Annotated in this window: 22 protein-coding genes and 2 pseudogenes; 14 read left to right on the top strand and 10 right to left on the bottom strand. The window is 57.7% G+C overall.

Features of this window, described 5'->3' with window-relative positions; translation table 11 throughout:
• Nucleotides 1-344: 344 nt before the first annotated feature.
• The 4 genes and pseudogenes from ACX3YF_RS09625 to ACX3YF_RS09610 all read left to right on the top strand — a co-directional run.
• A pseudogene (locus ACX3YF_RS09625) lies at nucleotides 345-593 on the top strand (anti-sigma factor); the annotation flags it as partial.
• Between the two features lie 108 nt (nucleotides 594-701).
• Nucleotides 702-1,064, top strand: coding sequence for a hypothetical protein (locus ACX3YF_RS09620; protein ID WP_458973674.1), 363 nt, complete (start codon nucleotides 702-704; stop codon nucleotides 1,062-1,064).
• Nucleotides 1,061-1,162 (top strand): annotated as a pseudogene (locus ACX3YF_RS09615) (RHS repeat-associated core domain-containing protein); the annotation flags it as partial. The gene ACX3YF_RS09620 and the pseudogene ACX3YF_RS09615, both read left to right, overlap by 4 nt.
• Before the next feature lie 33 nt (nucleotides 1,163-1,195).
• Nucleotides 1,196-1,693: an F-box protein gene (locus tag ACX3YF_RS09610; RefSeq protein WP_458974835.1), complete on the top strand. Its 498-nt coding sequence runs from the start codon at nucleotides 1,196-1,198 to the stop codon at nucleotides 1,691-1,693.
• 47 nt (nucleotides 1,694-1,740) lie between these two features.
• Here ACX3YF_RS09610 and fdhA read toward each other — a convergent pair whose 3' ends face one another.
• The 8 genes from fdhA to ACX3YF_RS09570 all read right to left on the bottom strand — a co-directional run bounded on the left by fdhA (nucleotide 1,741) and on the right by ACX3YF_RS09570 (nucleotide 11,834).
• Complete coding sequence (gene fdhA, locus ACX3YF_RS09605; protein ID WP_458973673.1) at nucleotides 1,741-2,940, bottom strand: formaldehyde dehydrogenase, glutathione-independent; 1,200 nt, start codon at nucleotides 2,938-2,940, stop codon at nucleotides 1,741-1,743.
• 179 nt (nucleotides 2,941-3,119) lie between these two features.
• Nucleotides 3,120-3,977 carry a formyltetrahydrofolate deformylase gene (gene purU / locus ACX3YF_RS09600; protein WP_458973672.1) on the bottom strand — a complete coding sequence of 286 codons (858 nt, stop codon included), beginning with the start codon at nucleotides 3,975-3,977 and terminating at the stop codon, nucleotides 3,120-3,122.
• Between the two features lie 155 nt (nucleotides 3,978-4,132).
• Nucleotides 4,133-4,765 carry a sarcosine oxidase subunit gamma gene (locus ACX3YF_RS09595; RefSeq protein WP_130210176.1) on the bottom strand — a complete coding sequence of 211 codons (633 nt, stop codon included), beginning with the start codon at nucleotides 4,763-4,765 and terminating at the stop codon, nucleotides 4,133-4,135.
• Between the two features lie 156 nt (nucleotides 4,766-4,921).
• A complete protein-coding gene (locus tag ACX3YF_RS09590; RefSeq protein ID WP_130210174.1) occupies nucleotides 4,922-7,939 on the bottom strand; it encodes a sarcosine oxidase subunit alpha in 3,018 nt (1,005 codons plus the stop codon).
• Nucleotides 7,936-8,265: a sarcosine oxidase subunit delta gene (locus ACX3YF_RS09585; RefSeq protein WP_047534309.1), complete on the bottom strand. Its 330-nt coding sequence runs from the start codon at nucleotides 8,263-8,265 to the stop codon at nucleotides 7,936-7,938. The genes ACX3YF_RS09590 and ACX3YF_RS09585 overlap by 4 nt, the downstream gene beginning before the upstream one ends.
• Before the next feature lie 14 nt (nucleotides 8,266-8,279).
• Nucleotides 8,280-9,530 carry a sarcosine oxidase subunit beta gene (locus ACX3YF_RS09580; protein ID WP_007980419.1) on the bottom strand — a complete coding sequence of 417 codons (1,251 nt, stop codon included), beginning with the start codon at nucleotides 9,528-9,530 and terminating at the stop codon, nucleotides 8,280-8,282.
• Between the two features lie 23 nt (nucleotides 9,531-9,553).
• Nucleotides 9,554-10,807 carry a serine hydroxymethyltransferase gene (gene glyA / locus ACX3YF_RS09575; protein WP_130210172.1) on the bottom strand — a complete coding sequence of 418 codons (1,254 nt, stop codon included), beginning with the start codon at nucleotides 10,805-10,807 and terminating at the stop codon, nucleotides 9,554-9,556.
• A gap of 283 nt (nucleotides 10,808-11,090) precedes the next feature.
• Nucleotides 11,091-11,834, bottom strand: a complete 744-nt coding sequence (locus tag ACX3YF_RS09570; protein WP_458946221.1) for a TraX family protein — start codon at nucleotides 11,832-11,834, stop codon at nucleotides 11,091-11,093.
• Between the two features lie 131 nt (nucleotides 11,835-11,965).
• Here ACX3YF_RS09570 and ACX3YF_RS09565 point away from each other — a divergent pair, with 131 nt between their 5' ends.
• The 8 genes from ACX3YF_RS09565 to ACX3YF_RS09530 all read left to right on the top strand — a co-directional run bounded on the left by ACX3YF_RS09565 (nucleotide 11,966) and on the right by ACX3YF_RS09530 (nucleotide 18,133).
• Nucleotides 11,966-13,006 carry a threonine aldolase family protein gene (locus ACX3YF_RS09565; protein ID WP_130210168.1) on the top strand — a complete coding sequence of 347 codons (1,041 nt, stop codon included), beginning with the start codon at nucleotides 11,966-11,968 and terminating at the stop codon, nucleotides 13,004-13,006.
• A gap of 214 nt (nucleotides 13,007-13,220) precedes the next feature.
• Nucleotides 13,221-14,045 (top strand): SDR family oxidoreductase, encoded by an 825-nt coding sequence (locus tag ACX3YF_RS09560; protein ID WP_448647530.1) that lies wholly within the window; start codon nucleotides 13,221-13,223, stop codon nucleotides 14,043-14,045.
• Nucleotides 14,046-14,204: 159 nt separating this feature from the next.
• Entirely contained in the window at nucleotides 14,205-14,672 is a 468-nt protein-coding gene (locus ACX3YF_RS09555; RefSeq protein WP_458973671.1) for an Hcp family type VI secretion system effector, read from the top strand.
• Nucleotides 14,669-16,144, top strand: coding sequence for a hypothetical protein (locus ACX3YF_RS09550; RefSeq protein WP_458973670.1), 1,476 nt, complete (start codon nucleotides 14,669-14,671; stop codon nucleotides 16,142-16,144). Before ACX3YF_RS09555 ends, ACX3YF_RS09550 begins: the two co-directional genes overlap by 4 nt.
• Complete coding sequence (locus ACX3YF_RS09545) at nucleotides 16,141-16,524, top strand: hypothetical protein (RefSeq protein ID WP_458973669.1); 384 nt, start codon at nucleotides 16,141-16,143, stop codon at nucleotides 16,522-16,524. Before ACX3YF_RS09550 ends, ACX3YF_RS09545 begins: the two co-directional genes overlap by 4 nt.
• A 326-nt stretch (nucleotides 16,525-16,850) precedes the next feature.
• Nucleotides 16,851-17,165 (top strand): hypothetical protein, encoded by a 315-nt coding sequence (locus tag ACX3YF_RS09540; RefSeq protein WP_458973668.1) that lies wholly within the window; start codon nucleotides 16,851-16,853, stop codon nucleotides 17,163-17,165.
• Nucleotides 17,166-17,318: 153 nt separating this feature from the next.
• Nucleotides 17,319-17,705 carry a hypothetical protein gene (locus ACX3YF_RS09535; RefSeq protein WP_448647534.1) on the top strand — a complete coding sequence of 129 codons (387 nt, stop codon included), beginning with the start codon at nucleotides 17,319-17,321 and terminating at the stop codon, nucleotides 17,703-17,705.
• Between the two features lie 23 nt (nucleotides 17,706-17,728).
• Nucleotides 17,729-18,133, top strand: a complete 405-nt coding sequence (locus ACX3YF_RS09530; protein WP_458973667.1) for a hypothetical protein — start codon at nucleotides 17,729-17,731, stop codon at nucleotides 18,131-18,133.
• Between the two features lie 209 nt (nucleotides 18,134-18,342).
• Here ACX3YF_RS09530 and gbcB read toward each other — a convergent pair whose 3' ends face one another.
• Nucleotides 18,343-19,443, bottom strand: coding sequence for a glycine-betaine demethylase subunit GbcB (gene gbcB / locus ACX3YF_RS09525; RefSeq protein WP_130210164.1), 1,101 nt, complete (start codon nucleotides 19,441-19,443; stop codon nucleotides 18,343-18,345).
• Between the two features lie 295 nt (nucleotides 19,444-19,738).
• Here gbcB and gbcA point away from each other — a divergent pair, with 295 nt between their 5' ends.
• Nucleotides 19,739-21,034: a glycine-betaine demethylase subunit GbcA gene (gene gbcA, locus ACX3YF_RS09520; protein ID WP_448647536.1), complete on the top strand. Its 1,296-nt coding sequence runs from the start codon at nucleotides 19,739-19,741 to the stop codon at nucleotides 21,032-21,034.
• A 103-nt stretch (nucleotides 21,035-21,137) separates the two neighbouring features.
• On the opposite strand, the gene ACX3YF_RS09515 is transcribed toward gbcA, so the two are convergent.
• Entirely contained in the window at nucleotides 21,138-22,838 is a 1,701-nt protein-coding gene (locus ACX3YF_RS09515; protein WP_458944192.1) for a hypothetical protein, read from the bottom strand.
• 348 nt (nucleotides 22,839-23,186) lie between these two features.
• Here ACX3YF_RS09515 and ACX3YF_RS09510 point away from each other — a divergent pair, with 348 nt between their 5' ends.
• Complete coding sequence (locus ACX3YF_RS09510; protein WP_448647538.1) at nucleotides 23,187-23,615, top strand: hypothetical protein; 429 nt, start codon at nucleotides 23,187-23,189, stop codon at nucleotides 23,613-23,615.
• The last annotated feature ends 78 nt before the right edge of the window (nucleotides 23,616-23,693 follow it).

Below are 23,693 nucleotides of genomic sequence, written 5' to 3'. Positions count from 1 at the left end.
AGACATCCTCTATGAAAAACCGCCCGGCAGTGGGCGGTGAAACGCTGCGCGTTGGACTGGTTTCCCCCGACATTGTTCCCGCCCCTGTAGGAGCGAGCCTGCTCGCGAAAAACGCAGGGACAACGCGGTCATTCAGATAGCACGCGTTATCGTTGGCGTCCATCGCGAGCAGGCTCGCTCCTACTGGGATCAGGTTCATCACGATATTTTCCCGGTGCTGCATCCAGTGCCGCTTCACGCCCGTATATCAAGCACGGACAGACATTCCTGGCCGATTCTCCCCAAAAGGATCATCACCATGACACGCACCTCGATCAAAACACCCTTGATTGCCGGCCTACTGACCCTGGCCCTTGGCGGCGATCACACCGCAGCAAAGCCTGGAACTGTGGGCGATACCGGCCGACGGCAAACCGGTTTCCCTCGGGGTGATCCCGGCGGGCGGCAAAGGCAAGGTTGAACTGAGCGACGCGCAGAAAGCGCTGATCGGCAAACCGATTGCACTGGCGGTCAGCCTGGAGCCGAAGGGCGGTTCGCCGACCGGGCAACCGACCGGGCCGGTGTTGTATCAAGGGGCGTTGGCGGCGTTGTAATGGCCCTTATGGCGAGGGGGCTCCACTATCAGTTCTGCCAGTAGGCAGCACTGGCGGATTGCGCCACAGTGAAACCCTGAATGACCGGATATTCAGGGAGCCTTCACCATGCCGTCCAAACGCGCCACCGTGTTGTGCCGCTACCACTACGACGCGCTGGATCGACTGGCCGCCAGCACGCCCTCGGCGCAGGCAATCTCCCAGCGCTTCTACCTGAAAGACCGCCTGACCACCGAAATCCAGGGCGTCGTGCAGCGTTCGATCATGCAGCACGAGGATCAACTGCTGGCGCAGCGAGAACGCCAAACCACCGCCGTGCAAACCCACCTCCTGGCCACGGATCAACAGCGCTCGGTGTTGAGCCTGCTCGACGCCGTTGCGCGGCACCCTCTTGCCTACACCCCCTACGGCCATCGGCAGAACGGCTTGCTCAGCCTGCTCGGGTTCAATGGCGACGGCGGGATCCGGTGACGGGGTCTTATTTGTTGGGCAATGGTTATCGAGCGTTTAACCCGGTGTTGATGCGGTTTAACAGTCCGGACAGTTGGAGTCCGTTTGGGGAGGGTGGGTTGAATGCGTATGGGTATTGTGTGGGGGATCCGGTGAATCGGCTGGATCCTATGGGGCATGCTGGAATTTTTGGATTCCTGAAATGGTTAGGGAAAACCATTGGTTTGAGGCAGTCAAATACGTTAAAGAACACCGGTCTTGACGATATGCCTAATGAGATATTAGAAAAAATATTTGGAAATCTTCAGGGCAAGGATCTTGCAAATGTCTCCCAAACCTCAACACGCATGAACGAATCGGTAAAAGCCTTAACCTCCTTAAACATGATGAGGCTTATTGAAAAAACCTCTGGAAAGAACCTTTTACCTGTCATAACCGATGTCGGGTTTGGGCAAGTCAAAGGAATTGCCCCCTCGGCGGCAGTCCAATCGGGAATAACCTTTCACGATGCCATAAGAAATTATCCGTACCCGATGGTGCAGCATATGAATGACAGAGTTGTGCACTTTGGGCCCCTTCCGCTGGATTTACCTCATCCTGAGCCACTCAATGCATTGGCGTCGGGTATAGGAAGTGGAAATTGGTTTTAAGGTGCGCAAAAAGGGCGACCTCAAGTCGCCCTTTTTATCTATAGCCCTTACGCCGCACTAAACATCTTGTGCGGATCAATCACAAACTTCTTCGGCACGCCGGCATCGAACTCGCCATAACCCTGCGGCGCCTGATCCAGGCTGATCACCTGCACGCCCACCACTTCGGCGATATTGATGCGGTCCCACATGATCGCCTGCATCAGCTGGCGGTTGTACTTCATCACCGGGGTCTGGCCGGTGTGGAAGCTGTGGGATTTGGCCCAGCCCAGGCCGAAGCGAATGCTCAGGCTGCCCATTTTCGCGGCGGCGTCGACAGCACCCGGATCTTCGGTGACGTAAAGGCCAGGGATACCGATCTTGCCCGCCACACGCACCACGCCCATCAGCGAGTTGAGTACGGTGGCCGGGGCTTCGTGTTTCACGCCGTCATGGCCGTGGCCACGGGCTTCGAAGCCGACGGCGTCGATGGCGCAATCCACTTCCGGCTCGCCCAGCAGGGCAGCGATCTGTTCGTGCAGCGGGGTGTCCAGGGACAGGTCGGCGATTTCGAAACCCTGGGCCTTGGCGTGGGCCAGGCGCACGGTGTTGACGTCACCGATGATCACCACGGCGGCACCCAGCAGGCGAGCCGAAGCGGCAGCCGCCAGACCGACCGGACCGGCACCGGCGATGTACACCGTGCTGCCCGGGCCAACGCCCGCCGTCACGGCGCCGTGATAACCGGTTGGCAGGATGTCGGAGAGGCAGGTCAGGTCACGGATTTTCTCCATGGCCCGGTCGCGGTCTGGCAGTTTCAGCAAGTTGAAGTCGGCGTACGGCACCATCGCGTACTCGGCCTGGCCACCGGTCCAGTCGCCCATGTCGACGTAACCATAAGCACCGCCCGGACGCGCCGGGTTGACACTCAGGCACACGCCGGTGTGCATTTCCTTGCAGGAACGGCAGCGCCCGCAAGCCACGTTGAACGGAACCGACACCAGGTCGCCGATTTGCAGGTTCTCGACGTCGCAGCCCTTCTCGATCACTTCACCGGTGATCTCGTGGCCCAGCACCAGGCCGGTTTGTGCCGTGGTACGGCCGCGCACCATGTGTTGGTCGGAGCCGCAGATGTTGGTGGAAACCACTTTGAGAATGACCCCGTGCTCGATCTTGCGACCGCGCGGGTCCTGCATTTTCGGATAGTCGATTTTCTGTACTTCGACCTTGCCAGCGCCGAGATACACCACACCACGATTGCCAGACATGCTTTCACCTCGCTGTTGTTTTTATGTAGCGGTCGCGTCGCCAAGGAGCGGCGGCGCGTTGATTGCCCGGGTTATTGCCTGTTTGTCTTGCGTTGTCTGTCATGCCGTCATCGCGAGCAGGCTCGCTCCCACATTGGAATGCATACCCTTGTGGGAGCGAGCCTGCTCGCGAAAGCGATCTAAAGAACGACCGTGCGATTGGCGTTCAAAAACACCCGTCGCTCAATGTGATAACCAACGGCCCGCGCCAGGGTCAGGCCTTCGATATCCCGTCCCTTGGCGATCAAGTCTTCGGGGTAATGACTGTGATCCACCACCTCGACGCCCTGGGCGATGATCGGCCCTTCGTCGAGGTCGTTGTTGATGTAGTGCGCGGTCGCGCCGACCAGTTTCACGCCCTTGTTGTAGGCCTGGTGGTACGGCTTGGCGCCCTTGAAACCCGGCAGCAGCGAGTGATGGATGTTGATCGCCTTGCCGTCGAGTTTGCGGCACAGCTCCGGTGACAGCACTTGCATGTAGCGGGCAAGGATCACCAGTTCGGCGCCGGACTCTTCGATCACCTGCCAGACCTGACGCTCCTGTGACGGCTTGTCGTTCGGATCCAGCGGGAAGTGGTAGTACGGAATCTGATGCCAGTCGGCCAAAGGCTTGAGGTCCGGGTGGTTCGACACCACGGCAACCACGTCCATCGACAACTGGCCGATGCGCTGGCGATAGAGCAAGTCGTTGAGGCAGTGATCGGCCTTGGAGACCATGATCACCACTTTCGGCCGGTAGTGCGGCGGGGTCAGCTCGAAGGCCATGCCGAAGCCTTCACCGCGCGCCTGCAAACCGGCGCGGAATGACTGCTCGTCGAAACCGTCGGGCTGACGGAATTCCACGCGAATGAAGAAACGGCCCGAGAGCCGGTCATCGAAGGAATGGTGTTCGGTGACGTAGCAGCCCTGCTCGAACAGAAAGCGCGTCACCGCGTCCACCGTGCCGAGGACGCTGGGGCAGTCGGCGGTCAGAATCCATGTGTCTGGGGCGCGGCTCATAGTGCGGTGACTCCTGAGACATCGATAGTCGAAACGGCTTCTTGTGGGAGCGAGCCTGCTCGCGATGGACGTTAACGATGACGCGTTCTTCCTGATACAACGCGCCGCTCTCAAGTCCATCGCGAGCAGGCTCGCTCCTACAAGGTCGGTTGGGGTCAGGCCTGAACGCTCAGCCCGTACTCGGCCGCTGCATCCTGCAACCACAACCACCAGTAATCCGAGAAGCTGCGACGAATCAGCAGTTCCCAGGTGTCTTCGGCGGTGTGACGGATCACCAGTTGCGACTTGGCGAACACCGTGCCAACCGCCTTGCCCACCGGGAAGTTGTTGGGGTGCACGTCGTAGCTGGTGGACTTCATCAGCACCTGGCGCACGTTCGGGCCGCTCAGTTCGAGGATCTGCTGCCCGCCGCTGACGTTGACGATCTGGATGTGCAGGTCGCCCAGCGCTTCACGCAGTTTTTTCTCGGCGGCGAATTCTTCACCGGTCGGCACGATCAGCAGCCATTCATCCGGCCCCATCCATTGCAGGCTGGTTTCACCTTTGACGATGACGGTCAGCGCGGCCGGCAATTCGATGCCCAGGGCCTTGTGCACGCCGGCAGCGAACGCTGCGTCATGGCCATCGCCACGAATGGTCAGGTGACCGAGGAGTTTTTTCTCGCGCACGGTCACGCCGGCGTTCTTGCGACCCTTGCCCACCAGGCTGGCGAGGTCGGCGTGATGCAGCGACGACTCGGCCTTGGCCCCGGAGGTTGGGCGTTGTTGGTAAACATTGGCTGCGGTCATAAAGCACCTTTTCCTGAATTCTGTTGGTTCCGGCCCTTGTGGTGGCAGGTCTACTGCTATCGCGAGCAGGCTCGCTCCCACATTTGACCGGGTTTCCCTGTGGGAGCGAGCCTGCTCGCGATAGCGGCGGCACAGTCACCACAGGGCCCGAGGCCGTCAAACGTTCTGGCGCTCGCCTTTCGGATCGAAGAACACCGAAGAAACGATTTCCGCTTCGATCACGCTGCCGTCCGCCAGTGGCGCGAACACGCGCTCACCCATGCGGTTCAGGCCGCCCTTGACCACGCCCATGGCAAACGAATAGCCCAGGGAGTTGTGCGCGTAGCTGGAGGTCACGTGACCGACCATGGTCATCGGGATCGCCTGCTTGGTGTTGAACACCAGTTGCGCCCCTTCCGGCAGCCATTTGGTCGGATCGATCGGCTTCAGGCCAACCAGCTGCTTGCGTTGATCACGCACGCAGTCTTCGCGGTTCATGCCACGCCAGCCGATCCACGAGAACGGTTTGGTGCGACCCACGCACCAGCCCATGTTCAGGTCGTCCGGGGTCATCGAGCCGTCGGTGTCCTGGCCGACGATGATGAAGCCCTTCTCGGCCCGCAGCACGTGCATGGTTTCGGTGCCATATGGCGTCAGGTTGTACTTCTTGCCAGCATCGACAATCTTCTCCAGCACACCCATCGCATAGTCGGCCTGCACGTTGACTTCGTACGACAGCTCACCGGTAAACGAAATCCGGAACACCCGCGCTGGCACGCCGCCGACCAGACCTTCTTTCCAGGTCATGAACGGGAAGGCTTCGTTGCTCAGGTCGATGTCGGTGACTTCGCTGAGCAGCTTGCGGCTGTTCGGCCCGGACAGGGTCATGGTCGCCCAATGGTCCGTCACGGACGTGAAGTACACCTTCAGGTCTGGCCATTCGGTCTGTTGGTAGATTTCCAGCCATTGCAGCACGCGTGCGGCGCCGCCCGTGGTGGTGGTCATCACAAAATGGTTGTCGGCCAGGCAGGCGGTCACGCCGTCGTCGAACACCATGCCGTCTTCTTTGCACATCAGGCCGTAGCGCGCCTTGCCCACATCGAGCTTGGTCCAGGCGTTGGTGTAGATGCGGTTGAGGAACTCACGCGCATCCGGGCCCTGGATGTCGATCTTGCCCAGGGTCGACGCGTCCAGCAGACCGACGCTGTCGCGCACGGCTTTGCATTCACGCTTGACCGCGGCGTGCATGTCTTCGCCGGATTTCGGGAAGTACCAAGGACGTTTCCACTGACCGACGTCTTCGAACTCGGCGCCATTTTTCAGGTGCCAGTGATGCAGCGCGGTGAAACGCACCGGCTCGAAGATGTGCCCGCAGTGACGACCGGCCACGGCGCCGAAAGTCACCGGCGTGTAGTTCGGGCGGAACATGGTGGTGCCCATCTGCGGGATGGTCACGTTCAGCGAACGGGCGGCAATCGCCAGGCCGTTGACGTTACCGAGCTTGCCCTGATCGGTGCCGAAGCCCAGTGCGGTGTAGCGCTTGACGTGCTCGACCGACTCGAAGCCCTCGCGAGTCGCCAGTTCGATGGCGGCGGCGGTGACGTCGTTTTGCAGGTCGACGAATTGCTTCGGCGCCCGTGCGGTGTTCTTTTCATGGGGCACCTGGAACAGCGCCAGGGTCGGCTCTTCCAGACGTGTCAGGGCTTTGGGCAGCGTCGCTTCGACCGTACCGAAACCGGCTTCGCTGGCCGCGCGCACGCCGCCTTCAAAACCGTCGGCCAGGGAATCACCCAGGCCATAGACGCCGTTGATGCCGCCGACGCATACGCGTTTCTGCGGTGCTTCACCCGGTACGAAACCGAGGATGTCTTCACGCCAGATCGGCTTGCCGCCCAGGTGCGAAGCCAGGTGAACCACCGGGCTATAGCCGCCGGAGCTGGCAACCAGGTCGCACTCAAGCCATTCGCCAGGGCTGGTGACCTTGTGTCCCTTGACATCGATCGCGGCCACGCGGGCAGCGGTCACGTGCTTGCTGCCACGGGCCTCGATCACGGCGCTGCCGGTGAGGATGCGGATGCCTTTGGCGCGTGCTTCTTCCACCAGCGCCCCACGCGGGTTGCTGCGAGCATCGGCGACGGCCACGACTTGCAGGCCGGCGTCGAGCCAATCCAGCGCCACGCGATAGGCATGGTCGTTGTTGGTGCTCAGGACAAGTTTCTTGCCCGGTGCCACGCCGTAACGGCGCACATAAGTCGAGACAGCACCGGCCAGCATGTTGCCCGGCACGTCGTTGTTGCCGTAAACCAGCGGACGCTCGTGAGCACCGGTCGCCAGCACCACACGCTTGGCGCGAACGCGGTGGATGCGCTGACGCACCTGGCCAATCGGGGCGCGGTCGCCGAGGTGATCGGTGAGGCGCTCGTGAATGGTCAGGAAGTTATGGTCGTGGTAGCCGTTGACCGTGGCGCGCGGCAACAGCAGCACGTCCGGGGTGTCCTTCAGCTCGGCGATGACGCTGGCGACCCATTCCACGGCAGGCTTGCCGTCGAGGCTTTCGCGGGAATCAAGCAGGCTGCCGCCGAACTCTTCCTGCTCATCGGCGAGGATCACCCGGGCGCCACTGCGTGCAGCCGCCAGTGCAGCGGCCAGACCCGCAGGGCCGGCGCCGACGATCAGCACGTCACAGTGCTGGTTCATGTAGTCGTAGGTGTCCGGATCGTTCTCGGTCGGCGAGCGGCCCAGACCGGCGGCCTTGCGAATGTACTTCTCGTAGGTCATCCAGAACGATTGCGGGTACATGAAGGTTTTGTAGTAGAAACCCGGTGGCATCAGCTTGCCGCCGACCTTGCCGAGAATCCCCATCATGTCGTTGTTCACGCTTGGCCAGCCGTTGGTGCTGGTGGCGACCAGGCCTTGATACAGCGCTTGTTGCGTGGCGCGTACGTTCGGGATTTGCGTGGCTTCGGTGGCGCCGATCTGCAGCACCGCGTTCGGCTCTTCGGCACCGGCGGCGAAGATGCCGCGCGGACGGGAGTACTTGAAGCTGCGACCGATGATGTCGACGCCGTTGGCCAGCAGTGCAGCGGCCAGGGAGTCGCCTTCGTAGCCTTTGTAGCTCTGGCCGTTGAAGGTGAACGTCAGGACTTTGTTGCGGTCGATCCGTCCGCCGTTGGACAGGCGATTGGTCTGGCTCATACCTTCTCTCCCAGAGCCGTGCTGGCCGCTTTCGGGCTATCGGTCTTGTCGGTGAATTGTGGCTTGGTGCCGATCTTGTAGGTTTCGAGAATCTCGTAGGTCACGGTGTCGCGGGTGGCGTTGAAGTACTGACGGCAACCGGCGGCGTGAATCCACAGTTCATGGTGCAGACCGCGAGGGTTGTCGCGGAAGAACATGTAGTCGCCCCACTCCTCGTCGGTGCAGCTGTTCGGATCCAGTGGACGCGGGATGTGCGCCTGGCCGGATGCGTGGAATTCCTCTTCGGAGCGCAGTTCGCCGCAGTGAGGACAGAAGATATGCAACATGGGGATTTCTCCTGTTAGTGGGCAACCGCAGCAGCGCCGTGTTCATCGATCAACGCACCGTTGTGGAAACGGTCGATGGAGAAAGGTGCGGCCAACGGGTGCATTTCACCCTTGGCCAGACTCGCGGCAAACACGTTGCCCGAGCCAGGAGTTGCCTTGAAGCCACCGGTGCCCCAACCGCAGTTGAAGAACATGTTCGGTACCGGGGTTTTCGAGATGATCGGGCACGCATCCGGCGTGGTGTCGACGATGCCGCCCCACTGACGGTTCATGCGGACGCGCGACAGCACCGGGAACATTTCGACGATGGCCTGGATGGTGTGCTCGATCACCGGGTACGAACCACGCTGGCCGTAGCCGTTGTAGCCGTCGATACCGGCGCCGATCACCAGGTCGCCCTTGTCGGACTGGCTGATGTAACCGTGTACGGCGTTGGACATGATCACGCTGTCGATAATCGGCTTGATCGGCTCGGACACCAGCGCTTGCAGCGGGTGGGATTCGATCGGCAGACGGAAACCGGCCAGCTTGGCCATGTGCCCGGAGTTACCGGCGGTGACCACGCCGACGCGCTTGGCGCCGATGAAGCCCTTGTTGGTTTCGACACCGATGCACACACCGTTTTCCTTGCGGAAACCAATCACTTCGGTCTGCTGGATCAGGTCCACGCCCAGTGCGTCGGCGGCACGGGCAAAGCCCCAGGCCACGGCATCGTGACGGGCCACGCCGCCGCGACGCTGGACGGTAGCGCCCATCACCGGGTAGCGGGTGTTCTTCGAGCAGTCGAGGTACGGAATCTCGTCGGCCACTTGCTTGGCATCGAGCAGTTCGCCGTCGACGCCGTTGAGGCGGTTGGCGCTGACACGACGCTCGGAATCACGGATGTCCTGCAGGGTATGGCACAGGTTGTAGACGCCGCGCTGGGAGAACATCACGTTGTAGTTCAGGTCCTGGGACAGGCCTTCCCACAGTTTCATCGCGTGTTCGTACAGGTGCGCCGACTCGTCCCACAGGTAGTTGGAACGAACGATGGTGGTGTTGCGCGCGGTGTTACCGCCGCCCAGCCAGCCTTTTTCGACCACGGCCACGTTGGTGATGCCGTGCTCCTTGGCCAGGTAGTAGGCGGTCGCCAGACCATGCCCGCCACCGCCGACGATGACCACGTCGTAGACCTTTTTAGGGGTCGGCGTGCGCCACATCCGCTGCCAGTTTTCGTGGTGGCTGAGAGAGTGTTTGAAGAGGCCGAAGCCCGAGTAGCGTTGCATAGTCATTTACTCCAAAACCGCACTCAGCGATAAACCGGGAAGTCCGCGCACAGGGCCGCCACTTGCTCGGCGACATTGGCCTCGACATCGGCGTCGCCGAGGTTGTCGAGGATGTCGCAGATCCAGCCGGCCAGGGTGACGCACTGGGTCACCTTGAAGCCGCGCGTGGTCACCGCCGGGGTGCCGATGCGCAGGCCGGAGGTGACGAACGGCGACTGTGGATCGTTCGGGACAGCGTTCTTGTTCACGGTGATGTGGGCGCGACCGAGCGCTGCATCCGCCTCTTTGCCGGTGAGGCCCTGACGGATCAGGCTGACCAGGAACAGGTGGTTATCGGTGCCGCCGGACACTACATCGTAGCCGCGTTTGATAAATACGCCGGCCATGGCCTGGGCGTTGTCGATGACTTGTTGCTGGTAGGCCTTGAAGCCTGGCTCCAGCGCTTCCTTGAAGCACACTGCCTTGCCGGCGATCACGTGCATCAGCGGGCCGCCCTGGGCGCCGGGGAATACCGCGGCGTTGAGCTTCTTCTCGATTTCTTCGTTGGCCTTGGCCAGGATCAGGCCGCCACGTGGACCGCGCAGGGTCTTGTGGGTGGTGGTGGTGACCACATCAGCGTACGGCAGCGGGTTCGGGTACAGACCGGCGGCGACCAGACCGGCCACGTGCGCCATGTCGACGAACAGCAGCGCACCAACCTTGTCGGCGATCTGACGGAAGCGCGGGAAGTCCAGGGTCTTGGAGTAGGCGGAGAAGCCGGCGACGATCATCTTCGGCTTGCACTCGACGGCCAGGCGCTCGACTTCGTCGTAGTCGATCAGCCCGGTCTTGGTATCGATGCCGTACTGCACGGCGTTGTACAGCTTGCCCGAGGACGACACTTTGGCGCCGTGGGTCAGGTGACCGCCGTGGGCCAGGCTCATGCCCAGGATGGTGTCGCCCGCTTGCAGCAGGGCCAGGTAAACCGCGCTGTTGGCCGAAGAGCCGGAGTGCGGCTGGACGTTGGCGTAGTCGGCGCCGAACAGTTGCTTGGCGCGTTCGATGGCCAGGGCTTCAACCTTGTCCACGTGCTCGCAGCCACCGTAGTAGCGCTTGCCCGGATAGCCTTCGGCGTATTTGTTGGTCAGGCCGCTGCCCTGGGCCTGCATGACGCGTTTGCTGGTGTAGTTCTCTGACGCGATCAGCTCGATGTGATCTTCCTGACGTTGCTCCTCGGCATTCATCGCCGCCAGCAGTGCATCGTCGTAACCCTGGATCTGGTCTTGCTTGCTGAACATCGCGTCTCTCCCAGCGGCATCTATGCGCCATTCGTCTCGGTAAGGCACCGGTGTTTCGGCAGTGCCCTTTGATAGCGATGGTATGACCGGCGCAGACAGGCCAAATGCCTACGGACGCCACGTAAAGGTGCGTTTACGACATGGCGGGGAATGACTGGTCGGGCACTCTTCTCAAATCAGTGAGAAACCCTGTGGGAGCTGGCTTGCCAGCGATGATCGCGTCACATCCAGTATTGATGGCGACTGGTCCACCGCTATCGCTGGCAAGCCAGCTCCCACAGGGTTATACGGCGATCTGGCGGACGAGTAGCAGCACAAGGAAATGCAGGGGATACAGCGCATACGCCCAACGCCGCATCGGTGGTGGTTTTACGCCCTTGGCATGTCGCAACAAGAACAGTCCCAGCCAAGGCGCGATCAGGCATATGGCGATGGCCGGAATGGCCGCAGGATTGCCCAATCGTGCGGCGTGATACAGCACTTGCCATTGATTGGCCGCCAGGCAAACCAGTCCCGGCAACAGCGCGAAATACCAGGGCCGACGGATCACCAGCAGCAGCGCCAACGGCAACAGCACGCCAAAGAAACCGAACATCAATCGCGACCAGAAAACCGCCGCCAGCACCAGGGCGACGAGCGCCAACAGTCGCGCCTGAAGCCCCTGCACTTGCCAGCCCCGTGCCACCAGCAGGCCCAAGGCCAGGGTAGGCAAGACGTTCAAGGTGTCGGGATCCGGAATGTACATCCGGTAAGGCACTTCGCTCACCGCACTGAACAGCAACAACCAGCCCAGATAGCGCCATTGTCCCTCTGACTTCACGGCGGGCTTGCGCGCCAGATTGGCCGCCATCGCCAGGCAAAACCACGGAAACGCCAGACGCCCCGGCACATACAAAAGATCGACGGAATAACCGACATAACGCAGGTGATCGAGCACCATGCTCAGCAGCGCCAGCCACTTGAGCAGATCCAGTGCACCGTCGCGCGGCGTTAAGTGCTGCTGTGTCAAGTACATCGCCACGTGCATAATTGCCCGGTATCGCCGTAATTTTCTGACAGTGACATCCCGTGCGCTCCCCGGACGATCTTCGGTAGAGTGCGCACCCTCATTGACCACGAGACGCTTCACCATAAGCGCCCCGACCACGGAAGCAGGCCATGACCGACAAGAGCCAACAATTCGCCAGCGACAACTACTCCGGCATTTGCCCCGAAGCCTGGGCGGCCATGGAGCAGGCCAACCATGGCCACCAGCGCGCATACGGCGACGACGAATGGACCGCCCGCGCGTCCGACGATTTCCGTAAATTGTTCGAAACCGACTGCGAAGTGTTCTTCGCCTTCAACGGCACCGCGGCCAACTCCCTGGCCCTCTCGTCGCTGTGCCAGAGTTACCACAGCGTGATCTGCTCGGAAACCGCCCACGTCGAAACCGACGAATGCGGCGCGCCGGAATTCTTCTCCAACGGCTCCAAACTGCTGATCGCCCGCACCGAAAACGGCAAGCTGACCCCGGAATCGATCCGCGAAGTCGCTCTCAAGCGCCAGGACATCCACTACCCGAAACCCCGCGTCGTGACCCTCACCCAGGCCACCGAAGTCGGCAGCGTCTACACCCCGGACGAAATCCGCGCCATCAGCGCCACCTGCAAGGAACTGGGCCTGAACCTGCACATGGACGGCGCGCGGTTCTCCAACGCCTGCGCATTCCTCGGCTGCTCGCCAGCGGACCTGACCTGGAAGGCCGGCGTCGACGTGCTGTGCTTCGGCGGCACGAAAAACGGCATGGCCGTGGGCGAAGCGATCCTGTTCTTCAACCACACACTGGCCGAAGACTTCGACTACCGCTGCAAACAGGCCGGGCAACTGGCGTCGAAAATGCGTTTCCTCTCCGCGCCCTGGGTCGGGATCCTGGAAAACGACGCCTGGCTCAAATACGCCAATCACGCCAACCGCTGCGCACAATTGCTGGCCGAGCTGGTCAGCGACATTCCTGGCGTGGAACTGATGTTCCCGGTTCAGGCCAACGGCGTGTTCCTGCAACTCTCGGAACCGGCCATCGCCGCGCTGACCGCCAAGGGCTGGCGCTTCTACACCTTCATCGGCAACGGCGGCGCACGCTTCATGTGCTCGTGGGACACCGAAGAAGAACGCGTGCGGGAATTGGCCAGGGACATCCGTGAAGTGATGTCGCACTAAAAACCCTGGTTTGCACTGCCCCCCTGTGGGAGCGAGCTCGCTCGCGATGAGGCCAGCCCATCCCAAAAAGATGTCAGCTGACACACCGCCATCGCAAGCAAGCTCGCTCCCACAAAAGCCCCACCCACTCGCCCTCATCATTCGCACCTGAAGACTTCGTCTACATTGTTTGTCGAGCCCACCCGCTCTCATAACAATAACCAGGAGCGCACGCATGTCCCTTCAAGGCAAAACGCTGTTCATTACCGGTGCCAGTCGCGGGATTGGTCGGGAGATCGCCCTGCGGGCCGCACGCGATGGCGCAAACATCGTGATTGCGGCCAAAAGCGCCGAACCGCACCCCAAGCTGCCCGGCACCATCTACAGCGTGGCCAAGGAAGTCGAAGCCGCGGGTGGCAAGGCGCTGGCCTTGCAGGTGGATGTACGCGACGAAATCGCCGTGCATCAGGCCCTGGCCCAGGCCAACCAACATTTCGGCGGCATCGATGCATTGGTCAACAATGCCGGGGCAATCAAGTTGACCGGTGTGCAGCACATCGAACTCAAGCGCTTCGACCTCATGCACCAGATCAACACCCGCGCCGTGCTGCTGTGCAGCCAGGCCGCCCTGCCCTACCTGAAGAAATCCGCCGGGCACATCCTCAACCTGTCGCCACCACTGAACCTGGCGACCCAATGGTTCGCCCAATACAGCCCGTATACCGTGACCAAGTACGGCATGAGCATGCTGACGCTGGGCATGAGCGAGGAATTCAAAAACTACGGCATCAGCGTCAACTCGCTGTGGCCACAGACGATGATTGCCACCGCTGCCATCGAGTTTCAGTTGGGCTCACGGGAGTCGTTCAAGCACGCCAGGACGCCGGCGATCATGGCCGATGCCGCCCACGTCATTCTCGGCAGCGCGAATCGCAGCCTGACCGGGCGGTTGTTGATTGATGAGGAGATACTGCGGGAGAACGGGGTGACCGAGTTCGAACACTATCGGTTTGCACCGGGCACCAATGACAAACTGATGCCGGACTTGTTTATCGACTGAACGCGTTAAACACCGATCCTGCCTGTCGGGATCGGTGCCGGCTTTCACGCATTGACGCCATTGCGTTTTTTCGGAAACGGACTACATAAACGCTTCAATCCATCGTCGTAAACTGCCTCCTTGTCTACAAGGAGTGTTACTCATGGCGAACCCCGCTACATGACCATCACCGGAAAGATTCAAGGACTCATCTCCGCCGGCTGCTCAACCCCGGCGTCCATCGGGAACAAGTTTCAAGCCGCGCACACCGATGAAATCATGCTGCTGTCTTTCAACCACAACATGTCCAATATCGGGAACATCAATAAATCCACACACAGCCCGATCATCATCACCAAAGCCATCGACAAATCCTCACCGCTACTGGCCCAGGCACTCTCAAAGAGAGAAGAAATCGAATGCACGCTTCGTTTCTATCGCGTGTCTGCCTTCGGTCAAAAGGAAAAGTTTTATTCCGTTTCGATCAGTGGCGGCGTCATTGTTGACCTGACGTTTGAAGTGCCTCACGCGATTATGCAAAACGATGCAGAACCTCAGGAACATCTCGCCATCCGTTACCGTGATATCGCCTGGACCCACCACGCAGCAGGCACCAGCGGCTACAGCTCGTGGGGCGAAGAGGGATGAACCCCAACCGTTACGACATCTGGGACGTCAACAGCGCCGCAGAAAAACTGATCGCGCAGGCCCACACCCTCAGTACACGCCACCTGTCCCATGGCATGGCACGTGTGCAGTTCAATCAGGAAGTCGCCTGGTACGCCAAGCGCATTGCCGACGATGTCGCTCAAGGTCGAAAAACCCCGGAACAAGGCATACAGGCGTTGCTGCAAGAGCAGCGTGACCTGCTCATCCAATCGCAAGTTGTCACGCGCAAAGGCCCGCACGCGATCGTCGAATCGATTGAAAGAATGCCAACTTCAAGGCTCACGCAACCTGGATTGAAACCGGACTCCGAGCGTTTACTGAGGCATGTTCACGCACAAAATCTCAAAACGAATGCCGCCAGCACAGCCAACTCAGTCGAGGCAACCCCTTCGCCGCACCCAGTCCCCGACTTGAAATTCTTCCCCCGCGAGCGCTGGCCAGCGCCCATACCGGAACCCGAGCAACCGGGCTTCTACATCGTCCCCAAAAGCACGACCGCTGAAAAACTGGAGGCCCAGCTATTCAGCTCCGCCTCCCCCGCCGTCATCGCCAAATTCAAAATCCTTAATCCGAATCTGGATCACGTAAAAGCCGGGTCGATGATTGTGCTGAGTGATCCGAATAATCAGCAATGTACTTATGAGGAAGCGTTGTTGATGCAAGCCGCGCAAGCAGTCAGCACGGCACTGGAGCACCTGACTCCGGAGGAGGCTGACTTTATGGTGCAGCACTATGGCGCAATAGCAACGACCATTACCTATGGATCACTCGTTACCGGTGCAGGCCTGGCCATGTTCGGCAAGCATTTGGACGACATTGGCAACATTCTTCGTGACATTGAGGCATTGCACACTCAAACCTTCCAAAAAGACGGGCGGTTAGGCTCGCACGCTTTTTTCAACGAACGTAAACGCCTACTGAAACGGTTGGACTTTCAACTCACCGCGCTAACTAAAAAAGCAATCGGTTTCCCCGACCATTCCGAACTAAAAAAAGCGCTAGGCATCGCCACTCCGAACTTGGTGCATCGCTGGAGAAAGGCTGGTGCGGCTGGCCAGATCCCAGGCTACGCCACACATATTGAAGGCGTCGCAAAAGCAACCAAGTACGTCAAGTATGGCGGATGGATCGGCACGGCCGTGGGCGGCTCCGCCTCAGTTGTTAAAGTCCAAGGCGTATGCGCAGAGGGCAATGCACAGGCATGTGAAAAGGTGAAATACACAGAAGGGGGGAGCTTTATTGGCGGAATCGCTGGTGGCGCTACAGCCTCCGCCGCCTTAACTGGCCCAGCGATCGGCTGGATCTGCGCTGGACTGGGCGTACCAACTGGCGGGACGGGAACTCTTATATGCAGTCTTATTGTGGTCGGAGTAGGGTCTTTTGCTGGAGGGCTTATAGGCGGGATGGGCGGAGAAATCGCAGGGGAAATAATTTATGAGAATACAAAATGAGTAACACTCAATTTGTTGTTGGGTATTTGTGCGCCATAGTGATTACATCCATGTTTGTTTGGATTGGAGTAGCGCTGCATATGGCCTACACCAAACTGGATATGATGCTGGAACACTTGAAAAACTGCGCAGCCATTATGGTTCGCGCACCTCTAAGGCACGGTGGCCCATGGGGAAAGTTGATGCTTATAGGAGGGATCTCTGGAATTATTACCTTCCCTGGATTTTACCTGAGAAGAGGAGAGCTTAGTTTAAAAGACTTGCAATCGTTTCCCTCACCCATAAAGCGAAAGCTGGCTATTCTGCAATGGAGCGTATGGGGGCTTTTGATTGCCATGGCATTACTTGTTGTGATCGGAAAATCTAGCCTACTCCATTAAGCTCAATACACAGCTGAAGTTATTTACGAGACAGTGAAATGACCGTTAGCACTACAGGTACAGTTTTTATGATTGCAGGCGTTATAGATTTCGTCGAAATCTTCACCTTCCTTGGCGTCATTCTCTATATCAAACAAGATAGACATCACTTTGAACACCTATGGTCGGTGCCATCTGCGTGGCGATAGGCGCTCCAACAGGCGGGCTCAGCACGTTGCTGTGCGGCGTTATATTGTCGAGGATACGAAATGCCCCCTACTGAATCACTAATTGGCCTCCTGTGTTGACTGGTAATTTTGGGATTACTAGCTCTCATTGGAGTCAGCATGCACTTGGCACACACCAAACTGGACATGATGTTGGAACATCTTAAAAACTGTTCCGCAGTCAAAAACCGTGCCCCGCTGAAGCATGGAGGACCATTAGGAAAATTTTTGTTGGTGGGCGGTATTTCCGGAATAGTTACCTTTCCAGGATTTTATCTGAAACATGGAGGCGTAAACATAGAAGATCTACGTAACTTCCCGCCTCGCCTCAAGCAGAAACTGGCCATTTTACAGTGGCCACATGGGGATTATTTACGGCGCTTGCAATACTTATTGCAAGCGCGGAGTTCGGCATATTTTATTAAAGTCTGCTGAGAGGGCTATTTGTATGGCAACTGGACCGCCAACCACTGGTACAGCAACTCTTTTATGCGGCGTCGTCGTGGTCGGAGCTGGCTCTTTAACAGAGGGGCTTGGTGGAAAACAGCTTGGCGAAGCACCGGGAGAAAGTATCTACGAGGCAAATAAATGAGCTTGAATACTGCTAATAAAATATTTCTGTGTGTCGGCTTAATTGATCTCGTCGGTCTTTTCGTCTGGCTTGGCGTTGCACTGCATCTTGCCTACACGAGAATGGACGTAATGCTAAACCATTTGAAAAACTCTCCTGCAGTAACAATCCGAGCCCCCTTTAAAAGCGGTGGACCGTGGGGAAAATTATTTTTACTTGGCGGAATAATGGGCGCCGTAACTACACCTGGAATTTATCTGCGCGACGGAGGTGTAAACATTGAGGAAATTAAAAGTTTCCCAACTCACCTTAAACGCAAGCTGGTTATTTTACAGTGGGCCGGCTGGGTGCTTCTTACGCTAATGTTCGGCCTCTGGGCAGCAGTCACACTCGACCTCATCTAAAACACGTCCAAGAGTAAAAAATAGTGAGACTTTGGGAAACTTCCGATCTTCGCACTTCAGAAATCATATTTTTATTGATTGGCATTGTAGATTTCACAGGCATCTTCATCCTGCTTGGAATTATGTTATACGTCGCCAAAACAAAAACCGGAACAATATTAAACCATCTGACAAAAAGTTCAATTTCCAGCCGAATTATAATGCTGTGGCACGGAGGACCATGGGGGCGAATCTACATGATGGGCGAAATTTTAGGCATCATGAGAAATCCCGAAATTTACATTCACGCCGGGACACTTAGCGCAAAAGACATGGAAAATTTCCCTCGCAAGCTAAGGCAAAGCTTAATTACCCTGCATAAATACGTCTTTATATTCTGGGCAGTAATGATGTGCCTGGGTTTAGTTGCTTGGTTAGGCCTTGTTTAATATCAAGAAAAATTAAGCGCAAAAGATATTCAGAATTTCCCACCCAAACTAAAGCGCACACTACTTACACTGCATAGATACCAAAAAAATTTCGGCTTTACATTCATGGGCTTTGGCTTACTCGCCACATTCAAACTAATTTAAAACCAACTATTAATCCCCATTCGATCTCCCCTGTGGGGAGATCGGCCAATGCCTACAGACTGCTCTCAAAACTCGATCCGCACATCCCCCTTCGGCACGCTGCAGCACGACAAGATAAACCCGTCGGCTTCGTCTTCCTCGGTGATCCCGCCGTTGTGCTCCATCTCGACTTCGCCGCCCAGCTTCAGCACCTTGCAGGTACCGCAAATGCCCATGCCGCAGGCTTTCGGGATCATCAGGCCGACTTTCGCGGCAGCGGCGTGAACGGTCTCGCCCGGTGCCACGCGAATGCTCTTGCCGGAGGCGGTGAATTGCACCTCATGCAGATCGGCCGCGTCGACTTCCGGTGCATCGGCGGCCTGCTCGGCTTGTTCCACTGCATCGGCGCGGGCTTCCGGTGGTGTCGCGCCGAACGATTCCTCGTGATAGCGCTTCATGTCGAAGCCGGCGTTTTCCAGCAGGCGCTTGACCGCGTTCATGTACGGCGTCGGGCCGCAGCAGAACACTTCGCGCTCGAGGAAGTCCGGCGCCATCAGTTCCAGCATCTTGTGGTTCAGGTAACCGCGATAACCGGCCCACGGCTCACCGAGGCCGTGTTTCTCGCAGATCAGGTGCAGGCTGAAGTTGTCGATCCGCGACGCCATGTGCTCCAGCTCGCGGTGGTAAATGATGTCCTTGGGCGAACGGGCGCTGTGGATAAACGTCATGTCGACATTGCCGTTGGTGTCGTAGAACCAGCGCGCCATGGACATGCACGGGGTGATCCCGACGCCGCCGCTGAGGTACAGCACTTTCGGGCTCGGGAAGTCGATGGCGTTGAACAGCCCGACCGGCCCGTGCACCGCCAGTTCCTGGCCTTCGTGCAGGGTGTCGTGCAACCAGTTCGAAACCTTGCCGCCCGGCACGCGCTTGATGGTCACCGAAAAGCTGTACGGCACCGATGGCGAGCTGGAAATGGTGTACGAACGCATGATCGGCTGGCCTTCGATTTCCAGCTCCAGGGTGACAAACTGCCCCGGCTTGAAGAAGAACATGATCGGCTGGTCGGCCATGAAGCAAAAGGTGCGCACATCCCAGGTTTCCTGGATGACTTTGACGCAACGGACGATGTGCCGACCATTGGCCCAGGTCTGGGTGGTTACCGGGTTCAGGAAGTTGTTGGACATGCTGATCTCCACGGCCGACTGTCGGCCTTCATGTTGGCGATTCTGCGTATAGCGCGAACCACCCATTTACCTATCTGCGACATTCACATGCTTATCGCGACCAGCCCCCAACTACCGGGGCTTGCGCGTCGGGAACAGATTGCACCATGTCGCCCATGGATAAGGTTCTGGCCAGCGCCGGCCCCACACTCGCCCCATACCAAGACACAACTTTTACACCTTGCGTAGCAAACCCGAGCAGCACACCTGATTAGCCACTTTCGCCGGCCACGCAGATGGCCTTGAGGATTAAACGATGGACGTCACTACTACCCTGAGCCTGGGCGATCCGCTGGAACCCGCACGCAAGGCCACCGCCCAGATGCTGCAAGAGCGCGAGCGCACGTTCTCGCTGCCGCAGCCGTTTTACTCTGACGATCGCCTGTTTGATATCGACATGCAGGAAATCTTTCAGAAAGAGTGGCTGATCGCCGGCATGACCTGCGAGATCCCCACCAAGGGCAACTACCTGACGCTGCAAGTCGGCAAGAACCCGATCATCGTGATCCGTGGCGCCGAAGGCGTCGTGCACGCGTTCCATAACGTCTGCCGTCACCGTGGCTCGCGCCTGTGCACCAGCGACAAGGGCAAGGTCGCCAAACTGGTTTGCCACTACCACCAGTGGACCTACGAACTCGACGGTCGCCTGCTGTTCGCCGGCACCGAAATGGGCGCCGACTTCGACATGAAGCAGTACGGCCTCAAGCCAGTGAACGTGAAGACCGCTGGCGGCTACATCTTCATCAGCCTGTCGGATAACCCGCCGGCCATCGATGACTTCCTGTCGACGCTCAACCACTACATGGAACCGTACGACATGGAAAACACCAAGGTGGCGGTGCAAACCACCTTGATGGAAAAGGCCAACTGGAAACTGGTGCTGGAAAACAACCGCGAGTGCTACCACTGCAACGCGTCGCACCCGGAACTGCTGAAAACCCTGCTGGAATGGGACGACGTCACCGACCCGCGCGCCGACCAGGCGTTCAAGGACCACGTCGCCGCCTCCGCTGCTGCCTGGGAAGCCGAGAAGATCCCTTACGCCCACGCCAGCTTCGGCCTGCGCAACCGCATCGTGCGCATGCCGCTGCTCAAGGGCACCGTGTCGATGACCATGGACGGCAAGCAAGGCTGCGCCAAGCTCATGGGCCGCATCAAGAACCCGGACCTGGGCTCGATGCGCATCCTGCACCTGCCGCACTCATGGAACCACTGCATGGGCGACCACATCATCGTGTTCACCGTGTGGCCGATCAGCGCCCAGGAAACCATGGTCACCACCAAGTGGATCGTGCACAAGGACGCCGTCGAAGGCGTGGACTACGACGTGGAGCGCATGCGCCTGGTCTGGGACGCCACCAACGACCAGGACCGTCGCCTGGCCGAAGAAAACCAGCGCGGCATCAACTCCACCGCGTACCAGCCTGGGCCGTACTCCAAGACCTATGAGTTTGGCGTGGTGAATTTCGTGGATTGGTACAGCGAGCGGATGTTGAACAATCTGGGGGCTGAGCCTGCACCGTATCTGAAGGGTGTGCCGGTTAGCGGCTAGGGTTTGACGGCGCCCAGACGATAAATCGCCGAGACGTGAGCGCCTTTCAGGGTTCAGGTCTCGGCGGCGGTTAAACCGACAGGCGTTTAAAAATCACGCTTAATCAAATTCGAAAAGTGATTTCCGCGGGTTCAGATCGCAAACCCGCTGCGTTGATGGCGAATACCGTGGCCCGATACGTGCTGTTTTCAGACAAATAATCGTAGCTTGCAGAATTGCCAGAAGTGGCCTTTTCATTTCCGTCATTCAAATAACATACGAAGCTGACTTTTCCGATGTCTTCTGGATCAGTTCGCCATTGAATGTCAGTACGGGTTCCATATTTTTCAACCCAAAGTTCGATAACCGAGTTTGGAAAATCCGGAACTGTAAAGGCAGACTCCGTCGCATAGCCTGACGTCCACCCACTGTCGAACTGATCACAGGTCAACCGAAATCGCCCCGCTGGCAGTGCAACATCAGGTCTGCTTTCCCACGTCCCATCCGGCTCAACAATCGCCGTGCCATAGAGAATAGCGCCTGAGCCTTCTTCATAGAATCGGACTGTTGCGCCTGGCACTCCGTTGTATCCACTGATCAAGGGTTTTCTGGCATCTACGGTCGACCCATTTGTCGGGGTAGAGATAATGGGCGTCGGGACGGATGCCAGCACATTAAAAGTCACGAACTCTGACCAGTCTGATGTCGCACCGTTGATCGTCTGTCTGCACGCCAGTGGATGATTCCAGACCGGATGCAAGTCTACCCTTGCCTCCCAAACGCCTTGAGCGTTTACAACGCCTCCGTCATACGACCCGGCACCTCTGTCATACAGTTCAATGGTAGCTCCAGGCATCCCACCCCCCTTCACCGACGATGCACCGTTTAAATACCATCCTCCGGGCACAGGACTGGTAATTGCCAAACGACTGCCTTTTAGAATATTGCTTTCAATACATTGTTGAACCGTCAGTGCACTGTTGCGTGAGCAGAAATCGAAGTTAATGATATTGCACTTTTTTATTCGATCACCGAACTTTGGAAACCATTGAACCAGATCACTGATAATGGCGCGCGGTCCTCCTATGTTATAGACGGTCGCCGATAATGACCAAGGCGCCGTGCCGGAGGGGGGATTAGCCATGACCGATTCGATGTGCGCTAGAAGCCTGTCCAGTTCTACGATTCCGTCTCCCGCCCACTCGTGATTAATCTTGTTCCAAAAATAGGTGTTGTCGCGGCCACCTGCACAAACTTCATTAGGAACAGCGACAATAATACGCGGCCCCGGATATTGGGCTCTTATCTGTTCAAGAGTGAGCGTGCTCGCAGATCGAGGCAGCATCTTGCCGGTGTAATGCCGCATAAAATGAGCATGAATCGCTGCATAGGGAATTGGCTTATCGCTGCGTTGTTGCGATAGCTCATGAAAATCCAGAATAACGATCTCTCCCGGATTGGTTTCTTGAAACCGGTCGATATCATGCAGCATGTTGGCGAATGTTCTACCGGACGTCTGGCTATGATAAAAAATCAAACCGGAATTGACATTATCGTCACCGTAGCCGGAAAACCACCTGAGCCTTATATCAAGCACCCTTACGCCATTATCCAGTTGATTACGGAAGCTTTTATCCTGGCACGTAATATAAGAATTCGAATACGGCGCTTCATAATCCATGCCCGCGTTATGCGCGCTTGCCAGACTGAGCTGTCCGATTCGTAGAGACTTTATTGAAGAATAAAGATCCGCCATCCAGCTATTTAAACGGTAGGTACTCGTTACATCACCCTCGATTTCCTGTCCATTCTCATCGTAATTCATAACATGACTCCTTTTATTCGTTACTTGCGTTAAGTTAAAAAAACAATAACGCAAAATAAAAAACCCGGAACCTGTTAGAAATAATAGTTTTTTATAGCCATTGGCTCATAGAAAGATAAAAATACAACTTAATGGCCATAACATCAGCCTAATACCCAATCCCGGAAGTCAGCAAATATAAATAATCACCCTCGAACATCTGTGCAAAAAATGATCAACAAGGCCCCAGCGCTTGAGGAACGTGGCGTACAGACCTTTACAGACACCTTATCCACAGGACCACGCACAGTTAATGGGGACAACCGTGCGGAGCGCCGCAATTTTCGCCACAGAAGTTGAAGAAAATCCGTGACTTATCCAGAACCACGGTTTTCAGCAGCACTTGGTTGTTTTTTAACCAACGCTTTGAAACTCACGTATGACGTGGCCTGTAGCGGATGGCGAACACCTTATCCACAGAAGCGCCAACAGACTTTGGGGGCAACTATCCTGGCGCTGTGGAAAACCGCTGAAAGCTACGGATTTTCTAAGTTTGCAGGGGATTTATCCTCGAATTACAGTACTTTGATCAACTTTCAACCAGACGCCTGTAAGCCACGTATTACAAGGCCTGTAGCGGTAAGCGAACATCTTATCCACAGAAGCGCCAACAGAGATTGGGGGCAACTTATGCTGCAGCAGACCTCTTATCCTCAGAAAAAACCTGTGGAAAACCGCAGGTTAGACTGGCTGTTTTTTAACCTGAAGGCTGGAGGCCGCGAATCGTCCGGGCTGTAGCGATGGGCGAACATGTTATCCACAGATGCACTAACAGGGATTGTGCGTAAACCACCGAGGCAGTCATAGATCGAGCGC

Source organism: Pseudomonas fluorescens group sp. PF-69 (genome assembly GCF_054481235.1).
The sequence above is the reverse complement of the archived record's forward strand: the minus strand, read 5'-3'. Positions and strand labels throughout refer to the sequence as shown.

Coding starts and splice junctions, on each gene's coding strand:
- purU (WP_458973672.1), bottom strand. CDS start 3,977: ATGAGCCGCGCCCCAGACACATGGATTCTGACCGCCGACTGCCCCAGC.
- gbcA (WP_448647536.1), top strand. CDS start 19,739: ATGGACGTCACTACTACCCTGAGCCTGGGCGATCCGCTGGAACCCGCA.
- ACX3YF_RS09620 (WP_458973674.1), top strand. CDS start 702: ATGCCGTCCAAACGCGCCACCGTGTTGTGCCGCTACCACTACGACGCG.
- fdhA (WP_458973673.1), bottom strand. CDS start 2,940: ATGTCTGGCAATCGTGGTGTGGTGTATCTCGGCGCTGGCAAGGTCGAA.
- ACX3YF_RS09535 (WP_448647534.1), top strand. CDS start 17,319: ATGAGCTTGAATACTGCTAATAAAATATTTCTGTGTGTCGGCTTAATT.
- ACX3YF_RS09570 (WP_458946221.1), bottom strand. CDS start 11,834: ATGCACGTGGCGATGTACTTGACACAGCAGCACTTAACGCCGCGCGAC.
- ACX3YF_RS09590 (WP_130210174.1), bottom strand. CDS start 7,939: ATGAGCCAGACCAATCGCCTGTCCAACGGCGGACGGATCGACCGCAAC.
- ACX3YF_RS09540 (WP_458973668.1), top strand. CDS start 16,851: ATGCACTTGGCACACACCAAACTGGACATGATGTTGGAACATCTTAAA.
- ACX3YF_RS09585 (WP_047534309.1), bottom strand. CDS start 8,265: ATGTTGCATATCTTCTGTCCTCACTGCGGCGAACTGCGCTCCGAAGAG.
- ACX3YF_RS09580 (WP_007980419.1), bottom strand. CDS start 9,530: ATGCAACGCTACTCGGGCTTCGGCCTCTTCAAACACTCTCTCAGCCAC.
- ACX3YF_RS09560 (WP_448647530.1), top strand. CDS start 13,221: ATGTCCCTTCAAGGCAAAACGCTGTTCATTACCGGTGCCAGTCGCGGG.
- gbcB (WP_130210164.1), bottom strand. CDS start 19,443: ATGTCCAACAACTTCCTGAACCCGGTAACCACCCAGACCTGGGCCAAT.
- ACX3YF_RS09545 (WP_458973669.1), top strand. CDS start 16,141: ATGAGTAACACTCAATTTGTTGTTGGGTATTTGTGCGCCATAGTGATT.
- ACX3YF_RS09595 (WP_130210176.1), bottom strand. CDS start 4,765: ATGACCGCAGCCAATGTTTACCAACAACGCCCAACCTCCGGGGCCAAG.
- ACX3YF_RS09550 (WP_458973670.1), top strand. CDS start 14,669: ATGAACCCCAACCGTTACGACATCTGGGACGTCAACAGCGCCGCAGAA.
- glyA (WP_130210172.1), bottom strand. CDS start 10,807: ATGTTCAGCAAGCAAGACCAGATCCAGGGTTACGACGATGCACTGCTG.
- ACX3YF_RS09565 (WP_130210168.1), top strand. CDS start 11,966: ATGACCGACAAGAGCCAACAATTCGCCAGCGACAACTACTCCGGCATT.
- ACX3YF_RS09515 (WP_458944192.1), bottom strand. CDS start 22,838: ATGAATTACGATGAGAATGGACAGGAAATCGAGGGTGATGTAACGAGT.
- ACX3YF_RS09555 (WP_458973671.1), top strand. CDS start 14,205: ATGACCATCACCGGAAAGATTCAAGGACTCATCTCCGCCGGCTGCTCA.